Origin of the sequence: Carboxylicivirga agarovorans (genome assembly GCF_050589845.1) — a bacterium.
Classification (GTDB): domain Bacteria; phylum Bacteroidota; class Bacteroidia; order Bacteroidales; family Marinilabiliaceae; genus Carboxylicivirga; species Carboxylicivirga agarovorans.
The window spans coordinates 1-16,708 of sequence record NZ_JBNGPA010000012.1 but is presented as its reverse complement, the minus strand read 5'-3'; the positions used below and the strand labels follow the sequence as shown (position 1 = coordinate 16,708).

Annotated in this window: 17 protein-coding genes; 12 read left to right on the top strand and 5 right to left on the bottom strand. The window is 39.7% G+C overall.

Annotated elements, in window-relative coordinates; translation table 11 throughout:
* Positions 1 to 130 precede the first annotated feature (130 nt).
* The gene (locus ACRD69_RS13475; RefSeq protein ID WP_430815622.1) at positions 131 to 967 is read left to right on the top strand and encodes a hypothetical protein; all 837 of its coding nucleotides are present in this window, start codon (positions 131 to 133) and stop codon (positions 965 to 967) included.
* Positions 968 to 976: 9 nt separating this feature from the next.
* On the opposite strand, the gene ACRD69_RS13470 is transcribed toward ACRD69_RS13475, so the two are convergent.
* A complete protein-coding gene (locus ACRD69_RS13470) occupies positions 977 to 2,929 on the bottom strand; it encodes a hypothetical protein (RefSeq protein WP_430815621.1) in 1,953 nt (650 codons plus the stop codon).
* A gap of 246 nt (positions 2,930 to 3,175) precedes the next feature.
* Here ACRD69_RS13470 and ACRD69_RS13465 point away from each other — a divergent pair, with 246 nt between their 5' ends.
* From ACRD69_RS13465 to ACRD69_RS13450, 4 genes are all read left to right on the top strand, one after another.
* Positions 3,176 to 3,565 carry a DUF4890 domain-containing protein gene (locus tag ACRD69_RS13465; RefSeq protein ID WP_430815620.1) on the top strand — a complete coding sequence of 130 codons (390 nt, stop codon included), beginning with the start codon at positions 3,176 to 3,178 and terminating at the stop codon, positions 3,563 to 3,565.
* Positions 3,566 to 3,761: 196 nt separating this feature from the next.
* A complete protein-coding gene (rbfA, locus tag ACRD69_RS13460) occupies positions 3,762 to 4,100 on the top strand; it encodes a 30S ribosome-binding factor RbfA (RefSeq protein WP_430815619.1) in 339 nt (112 codons plus the stop codon).
* A gap of 2 nt (positions 4,101 to 4,102) precedes the next feature.
* Entirely contained in the window at positions 4,103 to 4,924 is an 822-nt protein-coding gene (locus ACRD69_RS13455) for a class I SAM-dependent methyltransferase (protein ID WP_430815618.1), read from the top strand.
* A 15-nt stretch (positions 4,925 to 4,939) separates the two neighbouring features.
* On the top strand, positions 4,940 to 6,178 hold the full coding sequence (locus ACRD69_RS13450; RefSeq protein WP_430815617.1) for an FtsX-like permease family protein: 1,239 nt from the start codon (positions 4,940 to 4,942) through the stop codon (positions 6,176 to 6,178).
* Here the strand turns inward: ACRD69_RS13450 and dusB are convergent.
* Positions 6,154 to 7,152, bottom strand: coding sequence for a tRNA dihydrouridine synthase DusB (gene dusB, locus ACRD69_RS13445; protein WP_430815616.1), 999 nt, complete (start codon positions 7,150 to 7,152; stop codon positions 6,154 to 6,156). The genes ACRD69_RS13450 and dusB overlap by 25 nt on opposite strands.
* Positions 7,153 to 7,333: 181 nt before the next feature.
* Between dusB and ACRD69_RS13440 the strand changes: the two genes are divergently transcribed.
* The 3 genes from ACRD69_RS13440 to ACRD69_RS13430 all read left to right on the top strand — a co-directional run bounded on the left by ACRD69_RS13440 (position 7,334) and on the right by ACRD69_RS13430 (position 11,282).
* The gene (locus ACRD69_RS13440; RefSeq protein WP_430815615.1) at positions 7,334 to 9,277 is read left to right on the top strand and encodes a tetratricopeptide repeat-containing sensor histidine kinase; all 1,944 of its coding nucleotides are present in this window, start codon (positions 7,334 to 7,336) and stop codon (positions 9,275 to 9,277) included.
* The gene (locus tag ACRD69_RS13435; RefSeq protein ID WP_430815614.1) at positions 9,274 to 10,029 is read left to right on the top strand and encodes a LytR/AlgR family response regulator transcription factor; all 756 of its coding nucleotides are present in this window, start codon (positions 9,274 to 9,276) and stop codon (positions 10,027 to 10,029) included. Before ACRD69_RS13440 ends, ACRD69_RS13435 begins: the two co-directional genes overlap by 4 nt.
* Before the next feature lie 122 nt (positions 10,030 to 10,151).
* On the top strand, positions 10,152 to 11,282 hold the full coding sequence (locus ACRD69_RS13430; protein WP_430815613.1) for a hypothetical protein: 1,131 nt from the start codon (positions 10,152 to 10,154) through the stop codon (positions 11,280 to 11,282).
* Between the two features lie 354 nt (positions 11,283 to 11,636).
* On the opposite strand, the gene ACRD69_RS13425 is transcribed toward ACRD69_RS13430, so the two are convergent.
* Both ACRD69_RS13425 and ACRD69_RS13420 read right to left on the bottom strand, forming a co-directional pair.
* Entirely contained in the window at positions 11,637 to 12,170 is a 534-nt protein-coding gene (locus ACRD69_RS13425; protein ID WP_430815612.1) for a DNA-3-methyladenine glycosylase, read from the bottom strand.
* Positions 12,148 to 12,627: a nucleoside deaminase gene (locus ACRD69_RS13420; RefSeq protein WP_430815611.1), complete on the bottom strand. Its 480-nt coding sequence runs from the start codon at positions 12,625 to 12,627 to the stop codon at positions 12,148 to 12,150. The genes ACRD69_RS13425 and ACRD69_RS13420 overlap by 23 nt, the downstream gene beginning before the upstream one ends.
* Before the next feature lie 244 nt (positions 12,628 to 12,871).
* Between ACRD69_RS13420 and rplM the strand changes: the two genes are divergently transcribed.
* From rplM to tsf, 4 genes are all read left to right on the top strand, one after another.
* On the top strand, positions 12,872 to 13,327 hold the full coding sequence (rplM, locus tag ACRD69_RS13415; protein WP_262327341.1) for a 50S ribosomal protein L13: 456 nt from the start codon (positions 12,872 to 12,874) through the stop codon (positions 13,325 to 13,327).
* Positions 13,328 to 13,332: 5 nt separating this feature from the next.
* Positions 13,333 to 13,719, top strand: coding sequence for a 30S ribosomal protein S9 (rpsI, locus tag ACRD69_RS13410; RefSeq protein WP_430815610.1), 387 nt, complete (start codon positions 13,333 to 13,335; stop codon positions 13,717 to 13,719).
* Between the two features lie 191 nt (positions 13,720 to 13,910).
* A complete protein-coding gene (rpsB, locus tag ACRD69_RS13405; protein ID WP_430815609.1) occupies positions 13,911 to 14,744 on the top strand; it encodes a 30S ribosomal protein S2 in 834 nt (277 codons plus the stop codon).
* Between the two features lie 39 nt (positions 14,745 to 14,783).
* Positions 14,784 to 15,608 (top strand): translation elongation factor Ts, encoded by an 825-nt coding sequence (tsf, locus tag ACRD69_RS13400; RefSeq protein ID WP_430815608.1) that lies wholly within the window; start codon positions 14,784 to 14,786, stop codon positions 15,606 to 15,608.
* Positions 15,609 to 16,528: 920 nt separating this feature from the next.
* Here tsf and ACRD69_RS13395 read toward each other — a convergent pair.
* Positions 16,529 to 16,708: DUF559 domain-containing protein (locus ACRD69_RS13395; protein WP_430815607.1), on the bottom strand; the 180-nt coding region annotated here is incomplete at its 5' end.

The window sequence follows — 16,708 nt, the reverse complement described above, 5'->3', positions numbered from 1 at the left end:
CCTGTACTTTTTTTACAACTAAATTCTTCTGTCATCCCTGAAAATAGCACCTTCAGTTCCCTAAAACCACATCGTTTAGTTGATCATCCAATTATCATTACAAATGAAAAGCCTCACTATACTATCTCTAATGCTACTCTGTTCGCTCACCGCGTGGTCACAGGATACATACCTCGACTCTGTGTTAAACGAGGCCATGTATTACGATGAAAGCGAACTACTGTATATGGAACTCAACAGTGATAAAACCTATCATTTCATATATACCAACAGCACTTATAACAGCCAATCGTTTTATGCAGGTCGTGAGGTGGCAGATCCACAGTATTATCTCTCGGGACAGGTTTCTTACTTTAACACCAGGGGATTCTTTATGGGTTTTGGCACCAGCTCGGGCACATGGTTCAGTACCAACAATGATGCAAACTACAACAACAGTCTGATGATCGGCTTTGGTCGTTCACTGAAAAAACACCGTTGGCTACGGTACAACATCAATTACAGTCGCTACTTTGGAATAAATGACGGCTTTGATTTCTCAGGCAGTTACAGTAATAACCTCCATATTGGAATAAGCGCCAGGAATAAATGGATAGGTACCAGGACCGGCCTTAACTATTTGTTTGGAAAAAATACAAAAGCCACATTTAGCTGGGATATATATTCGGCAATTACCCTTGTCAACATGAGTGCCTTTAACCATATTAAGCTTGAGCCTGAACTTTCATTCTTTTACGATTCGGAAGAAGTGGAAGAAACACCATCGGGCATTAACGGAACTGTAGTTTACAATACCGAATTTGGCTGGATGAACACTGAGATCAGCCTTCCCTTAATTATGACCATTAATAATTTTGATATTGAACTGGGTTATACCATTAACCTGCCGCGTTCGCTTGATCCTGCGTATTCATATGACAACACAAGCTTTTTTACTGTGTCATTAGGATATATTTTTGAGTTGTAAATATAGTCTTTACTCCGTCCTTAACTCCTCCACTTCGGTTAAGAGGCGAACAAATGAGTCTTCAAATTTACCCAGCTTCATAATCTGGTTTCTTCTCCGCTTGGCAGCCTGGTAGCCTATGTAGGCTCCATATATATAGCGTGTATAGCCGTCTTGACACTTGATGGTTTGAATATCGTCAACATCAAGTCCTCGCAGGTAAAGCGAAGCAAACAAAGGCCGACGTTTCAGCGCTAACACCTGAATGGTGTAAAAAGGCTCACGTTCAATGGTTTTTATTTCTTCTTCAATGGCAGCAACGGCCGCTTCATTTTGTTCTGCAAGGGAGCGATGAACAATAAGCTGCTTAAGGGGAGGTGTCATTTTTATTTCTTCAAATGTCAGAACGTTCTCACGTTTGTGGTATACCATTTCAGGCTTTACAGCCAGCACGGCCTCGTCTACCTTTTCCTCATTCACCATCTCTTCAATGGCATATTCATGCCCTGTCTCCAGGAACAGGGTGTACCTGCCGCTTTTCTCATCCGGACGATAATCACCAACCAATCGTTTATCAGTCATACGGGTTACCATAATCCTAACCGAACCTTTGTTCAGGTCAGATGGATTGACCTGCCCCTCAATAACAGCCAGTTCACCTTCAAAAGCCGAATCAAATTCAACCTTATAGATATCTGATCCCCCGTAATTATCATTAAAGCGCGCTGAAGCGTAATAGGCATGGCTTTTATCTAATGTTGGTAAAAAGAAAAAGTCGTCATCAGGCGTATTGATCGGGTAACCCAGGTTGACAGGAAGGGTCCAAGTACTATCGGCTTTCATTTGAGTGTAAAACACATCCATACGCCCCATTGAATTGTGTCCTTCGGAGGCAAAATACAAGGTCAGTCCATCGGGATGGATCATCGATGTTTCTTCATCAAAGGATGTATTAACAGATGGTCCCAGGTTACGGGCTTCTCCCCATTGGCCATAAGCATCTTTTTTACACATATAAATATCTATACCTCCATATCCCCCTTCACGATCGCTGGTGAAGAATAGTGTACTCCGGTCACTGGATATAGAAGCATGGGTTTCATTGGCCGATGTATTGATGGGGTAAGGCAATTTCACAGGGTTGGACCATGTATCATTCTCAAGATAACTGACATATATGCTTTTGCCCTCTGCATCACTACGGTAAATAAACAGACTTTTACCATCGGCAGACAAAGATAAACCTGACTCATGTTCCTGGTTTCTGAAAAAAACATCAAGCAAGCTGGCCGATTCCCAATCACCACCATCATGTGCTGAATAATATACCTTTTCAGGATACTGACCATCTGTCAATACGGGCAACTTGCCCTCCTTTCGACGCGACGTAAATAATAACATATCTCCATACACGTTTATCAGGGGGCTATGGTCATCAAAACGACTGTTAACTTCCTCTCCCAGGTTTGTAATGGTAAGTTGTATGGGGTTAGCCAGAAACACTTTGGCATTTTCACAATTATGAATCTCCTGCTCTATCTCAGCCCTGAACTCCTCGTCATCGTAGTCAACGCGAGACATCAGCTCCTCATATACCATCAACGCCGAATCGGGTTGAAGCGATACCTGGTAGGCTTTTCCCAAAGCCATAAAAAAGTCCTGTCCCAGGGTTTCTGACTGCCCATCGGCACTTAAGCGCAACATGCCTTTCTGCAATACGCTAATGGCCGAGTCGGCACCGGTATTAGTATTTAAATAACAAAGTCCAAGTTGCAAATAGGCCTCCACAAACGAAGGCGAATTATGAACGATCTCTTTAAAGGCAATAATTGCCTTATCGTAATCATCCGATTCAGCATAATTTAATGCTTTAAAAAATGCTTTATTCTCCTGCCTGCTTGTTCTTTTTTGCTGCGATTCACCTATAAAAACAACAAAAAAGACAAGCACTAAAAGAAATGTTCTCCTATAAAAACTTATCATATAGATATCCCAATTATCTATTCCTCACACAAAATAAGTCAAATTTTACTAAATCACTCTATATCAAACGAAATAATGTTAATTTTTGTTTAAAGCATTTTTCCCACATAAACATCGAACAAACTTAATCGCTCACTATATGAGACTTAGGCACATCATACTTCAAGAATATATTTTCGACCGAAGCGAAGGAAGATAAAACAGGCATCGTCTAAAATAAAGTGTTAAACAAATAAAGATGAACAAATGAGTAATAAGTTAGTTATAGTATCGTTATTAATACTGAGTTTGACTGCATGTAATTTAAATGGTCAGCAACGACGCATGCCATCAGCAAAAGAGATGTCGGAACGCCAGACTGAAATGATGGTTAAGAATTTAGATCTAACGGATCAGCAACAAAAAACAGTTAGTGAAATCAATTTTAAGTACGCTGAAAAATTTCAAAATTTAAGAGAAGAAGCGAAGGGAGATAGAGAAAAAATGCGTACATTGAGAAATGATTTAGTAAACAATAAAGACGAAGAGCTTAAAGACGTATTAAGCTCAGTGCAGTTTGAAAAATATAAAAAGCTCGAAGAAGAGCGAGCAAAAGAAATGAGAAATGGGCGAAGAGGAGGAAGAGGCGAGCGATAAGCCCATGTTTTTTCATAATTGGTAAAAGTTTTGGTTTGAGAGACCTGCAATTCAAAGGAATTGCAGGTTTTTTTATGTGATTGTTGATCAGCTCTAAAAATCACAATAGCAATAACGAAATAATCCACTGAAAAAGCGTAATTTCGCCTGTTCATTGAATATTGAATTGAAGATTAAAGATTGAGGAAAGAATAACATGGATTCTACACGACAAAAAAAGATATCGCGCCTGCTTCAAAAGGAAATAAGTGAAATATTCCAGCGCGAAATGCGACAGGTAAGCCTTGGAACAATGGTGTCGGTTACCGTTGTTCGCATCTCACCCGATCTGGGTCAGGCTAAAGCTTACCTGAGTATTTTTCCTACCGGCAACATCGAAGAAGTAATGAAAGAAATCAATGAGCAAACTTCTCAAATACGATTTGCCCTTGGTAAAAGAGTAGGTAAACAAATGCGTATCATCCCTGAATTAAAGTTTTATGTGGATGACAGCCTTGACTACCTTGATAATATTGATCGCCTGTTAAAAGATTAAGCATGCAATACGATCCTATAAAACGCTCTTTGGGTAAAGTTTTTAACCAGACACCGGCACTGCGCATTTTCTTTTATCGTTTGCTCGATTTACTGTTATTGCGTGCCTGGTACATAAGGCGCGAACTGCGAATAATAGCCCGTCAGAAAAAAGAAGCACTGCAGGTATTAGATGCCGGTAGCGGTTTTGGTCAGTACGACTATTATATGTCGTCGCTGGGTAAAAACTGGAACATCACAGGTGTTGATGTTAAAGAAGAACAGATTGCGGACTGCAACCAGTTCTTTGATAAAATTGGCCGGGGCCAGCGTGTTAAGTTTGAGTATGCCGATTTAACGAAGTATGTTAATGAAAACACCTATGACCTTATTCTTTCGGTTGATGTGATGGAACACATACTTGAAGATGAACTGGTGTTTTCCAACTTTTTTCGTTCAATGAAGGACGGAGCTCACCTGCTTATTTCCACACCCTCTGATCAGGGAGGTTCTGATGCACATCACCACCATGAAGAAGATGGAGTACATGGTTTTATTGACGAGCATGTCAGAGATGGATACAATGCTGAAGATATTCGTAAAAAGCTTACTGCTGCAGGGTTTAAGAACATCAAAACTTCATATACATACGGAAAAGCAGGAAATATCTCATGGCGCTTATCCATGAAATTCCCCATTAAGGCATTAAATACAACCAAACTGTTCTTTGTTGTTCTGCCATTTTACTATGTATTGACATATCCTCTTGCTTACTTATTGAACTGGATAGACTTAAGCAAAAAGCATGAAAAAGGAACAGGCTTAATGGTGGTTGCTCAAAAATAAAGAAAACACATACACATGAAACTAGCCTTTGAAATAGCGCGCCGGTACTTATACGCTAAAAAATCGCAAAACATCATCAATATTATTTCGATGATCTCGGTTTTTGGTGTCCTCACCGGCAGCATGGCTTTGGTTATCGTTTTATCTGTATTCAATGGCGTCCATAACTTCATGGGCGATCTGTATACTGCTTTCGATCCTGACTTTAAACTGGTACCAACATCGGGTAAAGTTATTTCAACTGACTCAATCAATTATAAACAGCTTAAACAAGCAGATGATGTTTTGTTTGTTTCCGAGATACTGGAACATCAGGCTTTGTTAAAGTTCAGAACCAGAAAGATGCCTGGCGTCGTGTATGGTGTTGACGACAACTTCAATAAGGTTAGCAGCATCGATTCCATCATAATTGATGGTAAGTATGAATTGAAATACAAATCAGAGTACAGAGGTGTGATAGGTAAACGGCTGGCAGACCAGCTAGCCATCCGCCTCAATTTCGTCACCCCCTTATCAATGTATGTTCCTAAACGCAAAGGCAATATCAATATGATGGCACCTCAAAATGCGTTTAAACAGGAATACCTGAGTCCATCGGGTTTTTTTGCTGTTTACCAGGAAGAGTATGACGGGCAATATTTAATTGTTGACATTGAGCAGGCCCGGCGCTTACTTCAATATGACAATAAAACCATTTCATCGCTGGCCATAAAAGCGAAAGAAGGGGTCGACCTTGAAAGTGCCGAGAAGAACATACAGGCCATTGTTGGTTCAAACATGAACGTGCTGAATCAACAGGAGCAGCACGCCGAGTTTTATAAAGTGATGAAAGTGGAAAAACTGTTCTCCTACCTGATACTCAGTTTTATTATTGCAATCGCCGCCTTTAATATCGTGGCGAACCTTGCCATGCTCATCTTTGAGAAAAAGGACAGCATATTTACCCTAAAAAGTATGGGCGCCGATCAAAAACTCATCACGCGTATTTTTATGACGGAAGGCTGGTTAATATCGCTTGTAGGCATACTGGCCGGGACCTTTCTTGGTATTATAGTCGTTCTTATCCAGGAGCATTTCGGCATCATTAAGTTTATGGGCAGTGGTCATTACATTACCGACGCCTACCCCATCGCATTAGAGTGGCTCGACGTGCTTGTTGTGATCATAACCGTTTCTACCATCAGTGCATTAGCCGCATGGTATCCGGTAAGAGTAATTGTTAACAAGTACTATTCTGCTTCCGACATCGGGTAATCGGCATACTTCTGACCTATTAAATGCAGGGCTTCAGAAATACCATCTACTGTTTTTTCGCGCAAAAGCTGTATTCGTAAAGGACGAATTCCAGGCAGGTTCTTAAACGGAATAGCCAGATGACGTCTTGCATGAAGAATACCTCTTCGCTCCCCTATCATTTCACATGACTTCTTTACAATATCATCCATCAGTTCGGCCTGCTGTTTCACAGTTAATGGTGGCAACAGCTCACCCGTATTCAGGTAGTGCCTTATTTCTTTAAATATCCACGGTTTACCAATAGAAGCTCTCCCTATCATCAATGCATCCACACCATACTCATCAAAAAAGAACTTCGCTTTTTCAGCACTATCAACATCACCATTGCCAATGATAGGAATGGTCATACGTGGATTTGCCTTTACTTTCCCTATCAAACTCCAATCTGCTGTTCCATTGTACATTTGCTCGCGTGTGCGTCCATGGATACAAAGCGCCTGAACTCCTGTATCCTGCAATTGCTCGGCTACCGATTCGATAACCAGTGATTCACTATCCCATCCCAAACGCGTTTTGGCTGTAACCGGAACATCAACAGCCTTTACTACGGATCGTGTAATTTCCAGCATCTTTGGAATATCGAGTAACAAGCCGGCTCCACTGCCCTTACCAGCTATTTTCTTGACAGGACATCCAAAATTCAGGTCAATAACATCGGGGTTTGATGCCGCCGCCATCTCTGCCGCAACAACCATTTTATCCACATCTTTCCCATATATCTGAATACCAACAGGTCGTTCTTCATCAACCAACTCCAGCTTACGCAAAGAGCGGTTAACATTCCTGACCAATGCATCGGCCGAAACAAACTCAGTATACATCATATCTGCCCCCTGCTCCTTGCAAAATACCCTGAATGAAGGATCCGTAACATCTTCCATTGGGGCTAACAACAAAGGCTTCTCTCCTAGATCTAGTTGTCCAATCTTCACAAAAAATATCCTTTTGGTTTTTCTGCAAAGATAGATTTTTGGATAATATCATCACACAAGCTGTTAATAACTCAGTTAATAACTTTCTAAAGCAAAATTATTTATGCCACAGTAAAATTTCATAATTTGTATCTGAAAGCACCCAAAAAGCATTATATTATCGTTATACCAAAGAATTTGCGTGAATAAAATAGTTGTCATATTAGTTGCCTGTGCAACACTATTAAGCTGTAAAGAACAAGCACAACAAGCGAAAGTTGTTGCAAGTGTGTCTGCTGCAAGCGAAGATTCTTTAATGATCGACCAGCTCATTGCTCAATCATTAGAGACCTACGACAACAATGCACAACCCTTTGACAACTACCTGAAAGAAGCTGAAGACATGGCCAGAAAGAGCAACAATTCGGGTCATTTATTTCAGATATACACATTGGTTGGTCAGCGCCTCAGAAATAAATCCTATTATTCTGAAGCCATGATGATGCTTCAAAAAGCGCTGCAGATTGCCGAAGAATCAAAAAACAAGCAATTCAGGACCAATGCCTATAACCAGATCGGCGTCATCTATCGACGTATTGATGAAAATCCTCAGGCTCTTGATATGCACATGAAAGCTCTTCAACTGGCCGAGGAGATCAATGATTCATTAAGCCTTAGTAAGGCCATCAACGGCATGGGTAATGTAAGTATAGCTATGGAACGCTATCATTCTGCCATCGAATACTTCAGGCGCGGCCTGCTGATATCAAAGCAAATGAACAATGTTTTAGGTATGGCCATCAACACCAATAATATCGGTGAAGCATTCATGAAGCTCAACCAGCTTGATTCGGCCATGCACTATTACTTTCGATCACTTGATTACAATACTCAGATCAACAGCCGTGTTGGTCAATCTATTTGTTACAATAGCATAGGTAGCGCCTACATCGAAAAACAACAAAACCGCCTGGCATTGGATTACCTGCTTAAAGCTCTTGAAATCAACCTGGAGATTGAAGATCGCATGCTAATAGCGGTAAGCTACACCCAGATTGGCAAAACCTACCTGAATGACAAACTGCCCAATCAGGCTATCATATACCTCGACAAAGGCTTACAAATGGCCATGGAAATTGGCTCTAAATACACAGCAGAGGAAGCGGCAGCTCTTTTGTCAGAAGCATACGAACAAAAACAGTTTTACAGCCGATCGCTGGAATATTATAAGTTAGCAACAACATTTAAGGACAGTATTCTCAATGAAAAGAATATTTTCCACATGGCATCAATTGAAGCCAAATACAATAATACCCTTCAAAAACTTCAGATTGATGAACTGAATAAAGAAGCGTTACTGCAGAAAACACTATTATCTAAGCAACGTTCATTTCTTGCAACCCTGATCATACTGGCCATTGTGCTTATTATAAGTGTTGTATTAATTGTTATTCAGGGACGATTAAGAAGCAGGTTTAAAAACCTGCGTTTTCAGCAACGCCTTCTTCGCTCACAAATGAATCCGCATTTCATCTTTAATGCCTTAAGTGCCATCCAGGTGTTCATTCTTGAAAACGACATGGATAAGTCGAGTCGCTTTTTAGCCAATTTCTCTAAACTGATGCGTCACGTCTTAAGGAGCAGTAACTATGAGTTCATTCCAATTCATGAAGAGGTAGAAATGCTGCAGTATTATCTGAAAATACAGCAGTTGCGCTTTTCACCGCCTTTTTCATATGAGATCATTCAAAGCGATGAAATTAAAAATAACAAGGTGGTTATCCCTCCAATGTTAATTCAGCCATTTGTGGAAAATGCTATTGAGCATGGCCTTAAAGCCTTGGGAGAAGGGGGCAATCTCATCATCAGAATATTAAAAAATAGCAACGATATGATTCTTGAAGTTGAAGATAATGGTCTTGGCATTGACTACCATGACCAACTTAGTCAGCGCGAAAAGAAGCATGAATCAATGGCTATTAAAATAACACAGGAACGACTTAGTATACTTAGCAAGGATACCAACAAACGCACCCACCTTGAAGTCTTCGACAAGAAACGAAAGGATCCTTTTGAAAGGGGAACAATAGCCCGACTAACTTTACCTTTAACCATTCAAGAAACACCAAAATCTACCCTGCGATGAAAAAAATAAACACCATCATTATTGAAGATGACAAATTCAATGTTCTGGCACTAACCAGAATCATTGAAAAGCATTTTCCGGAAATTACGATTGTTGACACAGCATCGCGGGTTAATGAATCCATTCAAAAAATCAAATTCCATCAGCCGGAATTGCTCCTAATGGACATTCACCTGATTGATGGCACCTCATTTGACGTCATCAGACAATGCCGTGATCAGCAATTTAAGATTGTTTTTATGTCGGCTTACCACGAATACGTTATAAAAGCGGTGCAGCATGCTGCAGTTGATTTTGTTTTTAAGCCCTTTGACATTAACGATATGGTGGTAGCGATCGATAAAGCTATTGATCAGTTACAGGATGAAAACTATAAGCTCAAAATTGAAACACTGTTCAATAATGTAGAGCAAAATCAAAATCGAATCATCCTGCAAGGAAGGGGAAAGCTTAGAGCATGTAAAGTGGAAGAAATAGTATGGGGCAAAGCCATTCAGGGAGGTGCCAACTTTTACATGCTTGATAACAGCTATTTTTTCGTAACCAAACCATTGCGTCGTTACGAAGCCATGCTCACCGATTTTTCTTTTTTCAGGTGCCATCCGCATTACCTGATCAACCTGAATCATGTCACGGAAATAAAGCCTGACTCACAAAGGATAAGGATGAGAACGGGCGATGAAGTAATTTATGAAAACCGGCGCTATCAGCAGCTCAGCGAACGTTTAGACCACCACAAAGAATTCGCATAAACAATCTTAATAACATCCTTTACAGAAAAAAAACAGCAATAACTATAACTTTTTTCAGTTTTGAAAGTAATAGTTTATTGAGTGTTTAAAAATTTGGGAAATCAACAATTAAGGATGTTAAAATGCTGCGTTGGGTCGTAATGCTTTGCTGTATAGCAATGTGGTGGAATAGTAGTCTGGCCCAGGTTGATCAAACCTGGCGATATTATTATCCGGAATTCAAAGAGAATGCCGATAATAACCTGTACTTCAGGCTGGAAAACAACAACTTTGTTAAAAACAACGAGTACTTTGGTGATTACATCGAAGGCTTCACAATGATGGGTTATACAGCACAACCCTCGTTAGTATATTATGCAGGATCACGCCTGCGGGTTAAAGCAGGAGTTCATGTTATTCAGTTTAGTGGCATGAATGAATTCACAGAAGTACTTCCAACCTTTTCCATTCATACAAAATTAACCGACAAGCTTGACCTCATTATGGGTGGACTGCAAGGAGATGTCCACCACAAGTTAATAGAACCGGTTTTTAATCCTGAAAATCAATATACCAGACCAATTGAGAATGGTTTTCAATTCATATATACCGCTGATAGGTTATGGCTGGATACATGGGTTGACTGGGAACAGTTCATCTTTTTAGGCGACGATAAACCCGAAAAGTTCACCGCCGGACTAAGCACCGAATACACCATCACAAAAAAAGAAAGTGACTTTCAGGTTTCTGTTCCCGGACAAATGGTGGCTACACATTTGGGCGGACAAATAAGTAACTACTCTGAAAGAATGCAATCGCTGGCGAACCTGGTGACAGGTCTTAAACTAAAATATAAGATTGGTGATGGTTTTATTAAAGATGTAGGCTTTTCTACTTACTTTGCCACTTACCATGACCTGACCGGAAATTCAGGCTGGAACTTTACATACGGAGATGCAATTTACCCGGTGGCCGAGGTTAATTATAAGTATGGTACCTTAATGGCAGGCTACTGGAAAGCACACAATTTCCTTTCGCCTAAAGGAAGCTCTTTGTTTCAATCGACATCTAATTATAAGCCGGGGTACTATTCGGCAGACCGTAACCTGGTGACTGCTAAATTTAGTTTTGCCCGTACGTTTATGAAACAGATCACATTCAGTGCAATGGTTGAAACATACTACGATATCCCAGCCAGTCAGTTTGATTATTCATATGGTCTCAACCTGGTGTTTACTCCAAACTTTTTTATCTCAAAAGTAAAATTTGACTAGCCAAAGTTAATGACTTGTAATTCGAACAACGGGGTATATATTAAATAGTGAATGCATACATATCTCATCTGAATCCTATACCCGGTTGCAAGGATAGTGAAGCGACTCAACTATTAATTCTACACAGCATTCCCTTAAGGAAACAAAGTTAAGACCATAGGAGACTATTATTTACAGCTTACAAAAAAATACTAATGGCGCAGCGACTATAATCTGCGCACTTCGATAATTTTCGGGGTGTGGTTGAAAAGTAATCCATTCCACAGCAATTTAATACGATGAGTTGGTGACTTGTGCTGAAATCATTCGGAATACTCATTTTTTATGATTCAATGTGAAAAAAAGCCCACAAGATCAGGATAATACAAAGCGCCATTTTTGATACCTCCATTTTTCGGGGGCGTAATCAATTCCAATGCGCGGAGTTGTATCATACACCACTTTCCCATACAATGGATCATCTTCTACCCATATACGTTCTGAATCGGATAATAATTCTCCGTAAAAGCTTTTATCAAGCTCTAAAGCCCGCCCCAGTCTGCCGGGACCTTCAACCTCTTTTACGCCACGTATAAGGACAGCTTGCGGATCATTTTTTTCACCTGTAACAAAGTTCAACAGCCAATACATACCATATATAAGGTATACATATACATGTCCACCTTCATGGTACATCACTTCGGTACGTTCAGTTCGCCCTTTATGCGCATGACAGGCAGCATCTTCTTCACCCCGGTAGGCTTCCACCTCTGAAATGACGTAACGCACCAGCGATTTGTCGTCAAATTGTCTGACAAGCACTTTCCCCAATAAATCGGGAGCCACAACCAGAACATCACGACTAAAAAACGATTGACCGAGACGATTAATAAGCTGTTTTGCCATCATAAGCCATCCATAAATCAAAAGCCTTTCCTGCTTCATCAGATAAAAGCTGTGATGTCTCAACCATTCTTTGATCCGGCAAACGCATCAACTCATCGTAGAAAAATGCGTCATCAAAGTTTATTCTAGCTGCATCTTGCTTGGAGTTACCATAACAGATCCGGGGAATCCTTGCCCAATAAATCGCCGCTAAACACATGGGACATGGCTCACAAGATGAGAAAATTACGCAATCTGAGAGATTAAAATCCCCCAATAACGAAGAAGCTTTCCTAATGGCATTAATTTCTGCATGTGCCGTTGGATCATTATCACGTGTAACGCTATTAACACCTGTGGCTATTATTTTGTCGTCTTTTACAATTACAGCACCAAAGGGACCACCTCCGTTTTCGACATTCTCACATGAAAGTCTGATAGCTTCGCGCATAAATTTCTTATTTTTGCAATCCTCTTCCATATTTCAGAATTAGAGGGTATAATTTCAATGAAATAATTGATTCTGACAAACTTCAGTGCTTTTTTAATCAAATAATTAGCACAATAAAAATAAAAGCAGTACTTTTGCGCCCGATTATTATCCGAGCCGAAAGGTATAAGTGTCTGTTTCAAGATGATTGGGGTGGGACCTGATTATTAAGAAGTGGATGTTTTTAGCCTTTGCAAACTGTTAATTAATAAGTCGAATTTTAAAAAGGAAGACTGTGGATACGTTAAGTTACAAAACGATTTCAGCCAACAAAGCGACTGCCAACAAAGAGTGGGTTGTGGTAGATGCTGCTGATATGGTATTAGGTCGTTTGGCTACAAAAGTTGCTAAACTACTTAGAGGTAAGTATAAGCCAAATTATACTCCTCACGTGGATTGCGGAGATAACGTGATTATCTTAAACGCAGACAAAATTAAAATGACCGGAAACAAGTGGGACCAGCGTTTATTTTTCTACCATAGTGGTTACCCAGGAGGACGTCGTGACGTTACTCCAGCGGAAATGTTCGCTAAAAAGCCGGAGAGATTAGTTGAAAGAGCTATCAAAGGTATGTTACCTAAAAACCGTCTTGGACGTCAGCTTTTCAGAAACTTATATGTTTATACTGGAACTGAACACCAGCACGAAGCTCAACAACCTAAAGTAATTGATATTAACGCCATTAAATAATTATTATGGAAGTAATTAATGCTATTGGTAGAAGAAAAGAAGCAGTTGCTCGTATTTACCTGAGCGAAGGAAGTGGTAACATTACCATTAACAAGCGTGAATTAGCGCAGTATTTCCCAGCTGCTACATTACAATACATTGTAAAACAACCTTTAAACACCATTGGTGTTGCTGACAACTACGACATTAAAGTAAATCTTTACGGTGGTGGTTTCAAGGGTCAGGCTGAAGCAGTTCGCTTAGCTATTGCCCGTGCACTTGTAAAAATTGATGCTGAAAACAAGCCGGCTCTTAAGGCTGAAGGTTTCATGACTCGTGATTCACGTGTTGTTGAACGTAAGAAGCCAGGTCGTCCTAAAGCACGTAAGAGATTCCAGTTCTCTAAACGTTAATATTTATCAGGTGTGTTTAGTATCTAAATCTTTAAGACTCCTTTTAGAAATTAGACCATTAGACATAAGACTAACAGACCGGAATTGAAAATTAATTCCAAAAATCTAAAAGTCTATTATCTATAAATCTAATTGAAGAACTACTTAAAGATTGGTTTAAACAGAAAGTAAACAACTTTAAAAAAATTAAAATGCCAAGAGTTAATTTCGAGGAATTATTGGAAGCAGGTGTACACTTTGGACACCTTAAGAGAAAGTGGAACCCAGCCATGGCGCCATACATTTTCATGGAACGCAATGGAATCCACATTTTAGACCTTCACAAAACTGCTGTGAAGATCGACGAAGCTGCTGCTGCACTTAAACAGGTTGCAAAATCGGGTCGGAAAGTGCTGTTTGTAGCTACTAAGAAGCAAGCTAAAGAAATCATCGCTGACAAAGTTGGTGGTGTAAACATGCCTTATGTAACTGAGCGTTGGCCAGGTGGTATGTTAACCAACTTCCCCACTATTCGTAAAGCGGTGAAGAAGATGACTTCTATTGATAAGATGATGGCTGACCCAAGCCAGTGGAAAAACTTATCAAAGCGTGAGCGTCTTCAAATTACTCGTCAGCGCGCTAAGCTTGACAAGACTTTAGGTTCTATTGCTGACTTAACTCGTCTTCCTGCTGCAATGTTCGTTATTGACGTAATGAAAGAACACATTGCTGTTAAAGAAGCTATCCGTTTGAATATTCCTGTGTTTGGTATCGTTGATACAAACTCTGATCCATCAAACATCGACTACGTAATTCCAGCTAACGATGACGCCACTAAGTCTATCGAGTTGATTACTGAGGTGATGACTAAAGCGATTCAGGAAGGATTAAACGAGCGCAAAGTAGAGAAAGACAACGAAGGATCGAAAGAAAAGAAAGCTCGCGCTAAGAAAGCTGAGCCTGCAAAGGAAGCAGCTAAAAAAGAAGAAGCACCTGCTGAAAAACCAGCAGAAGGAACTTCATCTGAAGAAGCTTCAAAAGAGTAATTCGATTATTTTTGTCTAACAACTTTAAAAAATTATATCATGGCTATTACTGCTGCTGACGTAAGCAAACTGAGAAAAAGTACCGGTGCCGGTATGATGGATTGTAAAAAAGCTCTAACAGAAGCTGAAGGCGATTTCGATAAAGCGGTTGATATCATCCGTAAAAAAGGTCAGGCTATTGCTAACAAGCGTGCTGATCGCGAAGCGACTGAAGGTGTTGTTTTAGCTAAAGTTACTGCTGATAAGAAAAGAGGTGCGTTAATCGTATTGAACTGTGAAACTGACTTCGTTGCTAAAAACGAAAGCTATGTTGATTTCGCAATGTCAATTCTTGACTTAGCAGTGGCTGAAAATCCAGCTGACTTAGAAGCTTTAAAAGCGTTAGAATTAAACGGTCGTCCAGTATCTGAAGTAGTTGCTGAGCAGAGTGGTGTAATTGGTGAAAAGCTTGACTTAGCTGCTTACGAAGCATTAAGCGCTGAATCAGTGATCGCTTACATCCACGCTGGTAACAAATTAGCTACTTTGGTTGGTTTCAACCAGGAAGGTATCGATGAGCAAGTTGCTAAAGACGTAGCTATGCAAACTGCTGCCATGGCTCCTGTAGCTGTTGATGCTGATAGCGTACCAGAAGACATCAAAGCAAAAGAGCTTGAAATTGGTAAAGAAAAAGCTCGTGAAGAAGGTAAGCCTGAAGCAATGTTGGAAAAGATTGCTATGGGTCGCTTAAACAAATTCTTCAAAGAAAGCACTTTGATGGAGCAAGCGTTTGTTAAAGACAACAAAATGACAATCAAGCAGTACCTTGACGGTGCTAGCAAAGGTTTGAAAGCTGTTGATTTCAAGCGTTACACATTAAGCTAGTAGATATTCTACTATATATAAGAAGGGAGCGATACGCTCCCTTTTTTTGTGCCTTAAAGTAACCCTTTTGCACATAACCCGCCTGTTATAGCTATATCACTTACTAGCTGAACAAGGTAACCTTATAATACCTACTCTTCTATTCTGTACCGATGGATACGATATAAAAAAGAATTATGCACAAAATTTGGGTCTACGCAATTATTTATATCACAGTAGGATTTTTTACTAATCTAAACCATTACACCCGATAACGATTCTGTAAATTTCCACGTAATATTTCCATGTATATTTCAGAATTTGATATGAAGTTCGTTCAATGTTCGTTCAATGTTCGTTCAATGTTCGTTCAATGTTCGTTCAATGTTTGTTCAATCAGCATTGAATAAATATTGACTACAATACAATTGTTTAATCATATCATTCTGAAGAAAAATACAAGTTAATCCAATTAATGCTTCCTATAGTATCTTTGATGCATTTTTCCTGTCACACAGACCTCTTCCTCTATCGTTTGTGTAAAATTTATGCCTAGACCCAGAAATTGGTTGTGATCCTTTATTGATCATATACAAAAGTTGGGTCTAATCTGAAAATGTTTAATTTTTGGTAAATTAGAATTAAACTAAAGAGCTTATTAAGGAAGTTACCAACTTTTTTCTATAAGCATAATACGTCCAGCTTGTACATAAGGTATTTCTTAGACTGAATTGAAAATCGACGCAGTCAAAGCCTAAAATATCACAACAAGGGGCAACGCCCTTTAGTGTTTGAAAAGAAGTTTTATAAACGTATAGATCTATGCATCATGTAAATCAGCTCTCCTCCTTACAAAAAGGAGGAGTCCGGTGAGGTACGAACCGGGAGGTGGTTTTAGAAACTTTTGTAACAATTTTCATAAAACTCTTTGATTTCTGCAATTATAACATTTGGGTGTTCAAATACCATAAGATTTTCGTATCGTAATGTTGTAATACCCACATTACTAAGATTCCTATCCCAAGGCTGTCATATTCCTCATTATAAACATGGTATTCCCCATCTAATTCGATAGCTAGCTTTAATTGAGGACAATAAAAATCCAGAATGTATTGCCCAAT

Excerpts from the sequence above, each read along its gene's own strand:
- ACRD69_RS13465 (WP_430815620.1), top strand. The coding sequence starts at position 3,176 with ATGAGTAATAAGTTAGTTATAGTATCGTTATTAATACTGAGTTTGACT.
- ACRD69_RS13430 (WP_430815613.1), top strand. The coding sequence starts at position 10,152 with ATGCTGCGTTGGGTCGTAATGCTTTGCTGTATAGCAATGTGGTGGAAT.
- ACRD69_RS13435 (WP_430815614.1), top strand. The coding sequence starts at position 9,274 with ATGAAAAAAATAAACACCATCATTATTGAAGATGACAAATTCAATGTT.
- ACRD69_RS13455 (WP_430815618.1), top strand. The coding sequence starts at position 4,103 with ATGCAATACGATCCTATAAAACGCTCTTTGGGTAAAGTTTTTAACCAG.
- rbfA (WP_430815619.1), top strand. The coding sequence starts at position 3,762 with ATGGATTCTACACGACAAAAAAAGATATCGCGCCTGCTTCAAAAGGAA.
- ACRD69_RS13475 (WP_430815622.1), top strand. The coding sequence starts at position 131 with ATGCTACTCTGTTCGCTCACCGCGTGGTCACAGGATACATACCTCGAC.
- ACRD69_RS13425 (WP_430815612.1), bottom strand. The coding sequence starts at position 12,170 with ATGATGGCAAAACAGCTTATTAATCGTCTCGGTCAATCGTTTTTTAGT.
- tsf (WP_430815608.1), top strand. The coding sequence starts at position 14,784 with ATGGCTATTACTGCTGCTGACGTAAGCAAACTGAGAAAAAGTACCGGT.
- ACRD69_RS13420 (WP_430815611.1), bottom strand. The coding sequence starts at position 12,627 with ATGGAAGAGGATTGCAAAAATAAGAAATTTATGCGCGAAGCTATCAGA.
- ACRD69_RS13450 (WP_430815617.1), top strand. The coding sequence starts at position 4,940 with ATGAAACTAGCCTTTGAAATAGCGCGCCGGTACTTATACGCTAAAAAA.
- ACRD69_RS13470 (WP_430815621.1), bottom strand. The coding sequence starts at position 2,929 with ATGATAAGTTTTTATAGGAGAACATTTCTTTTAGTGCTTGTCTTTTTT.
- rpsB (WP_430815609.1), top strand. The coding sequence starts at position 13,911 with ATGCCAAGAGTTAATTTCGAGGAATTATTGGAAGCAGGTGTACACTTT.
- rpsI (WP_430815610.1), top strand. The coding sequence starts at position 13,333 with ATGGAAGTAATTAATGCTATTGGTAGAAGAAAAGAAGCAGTTGCTCGT.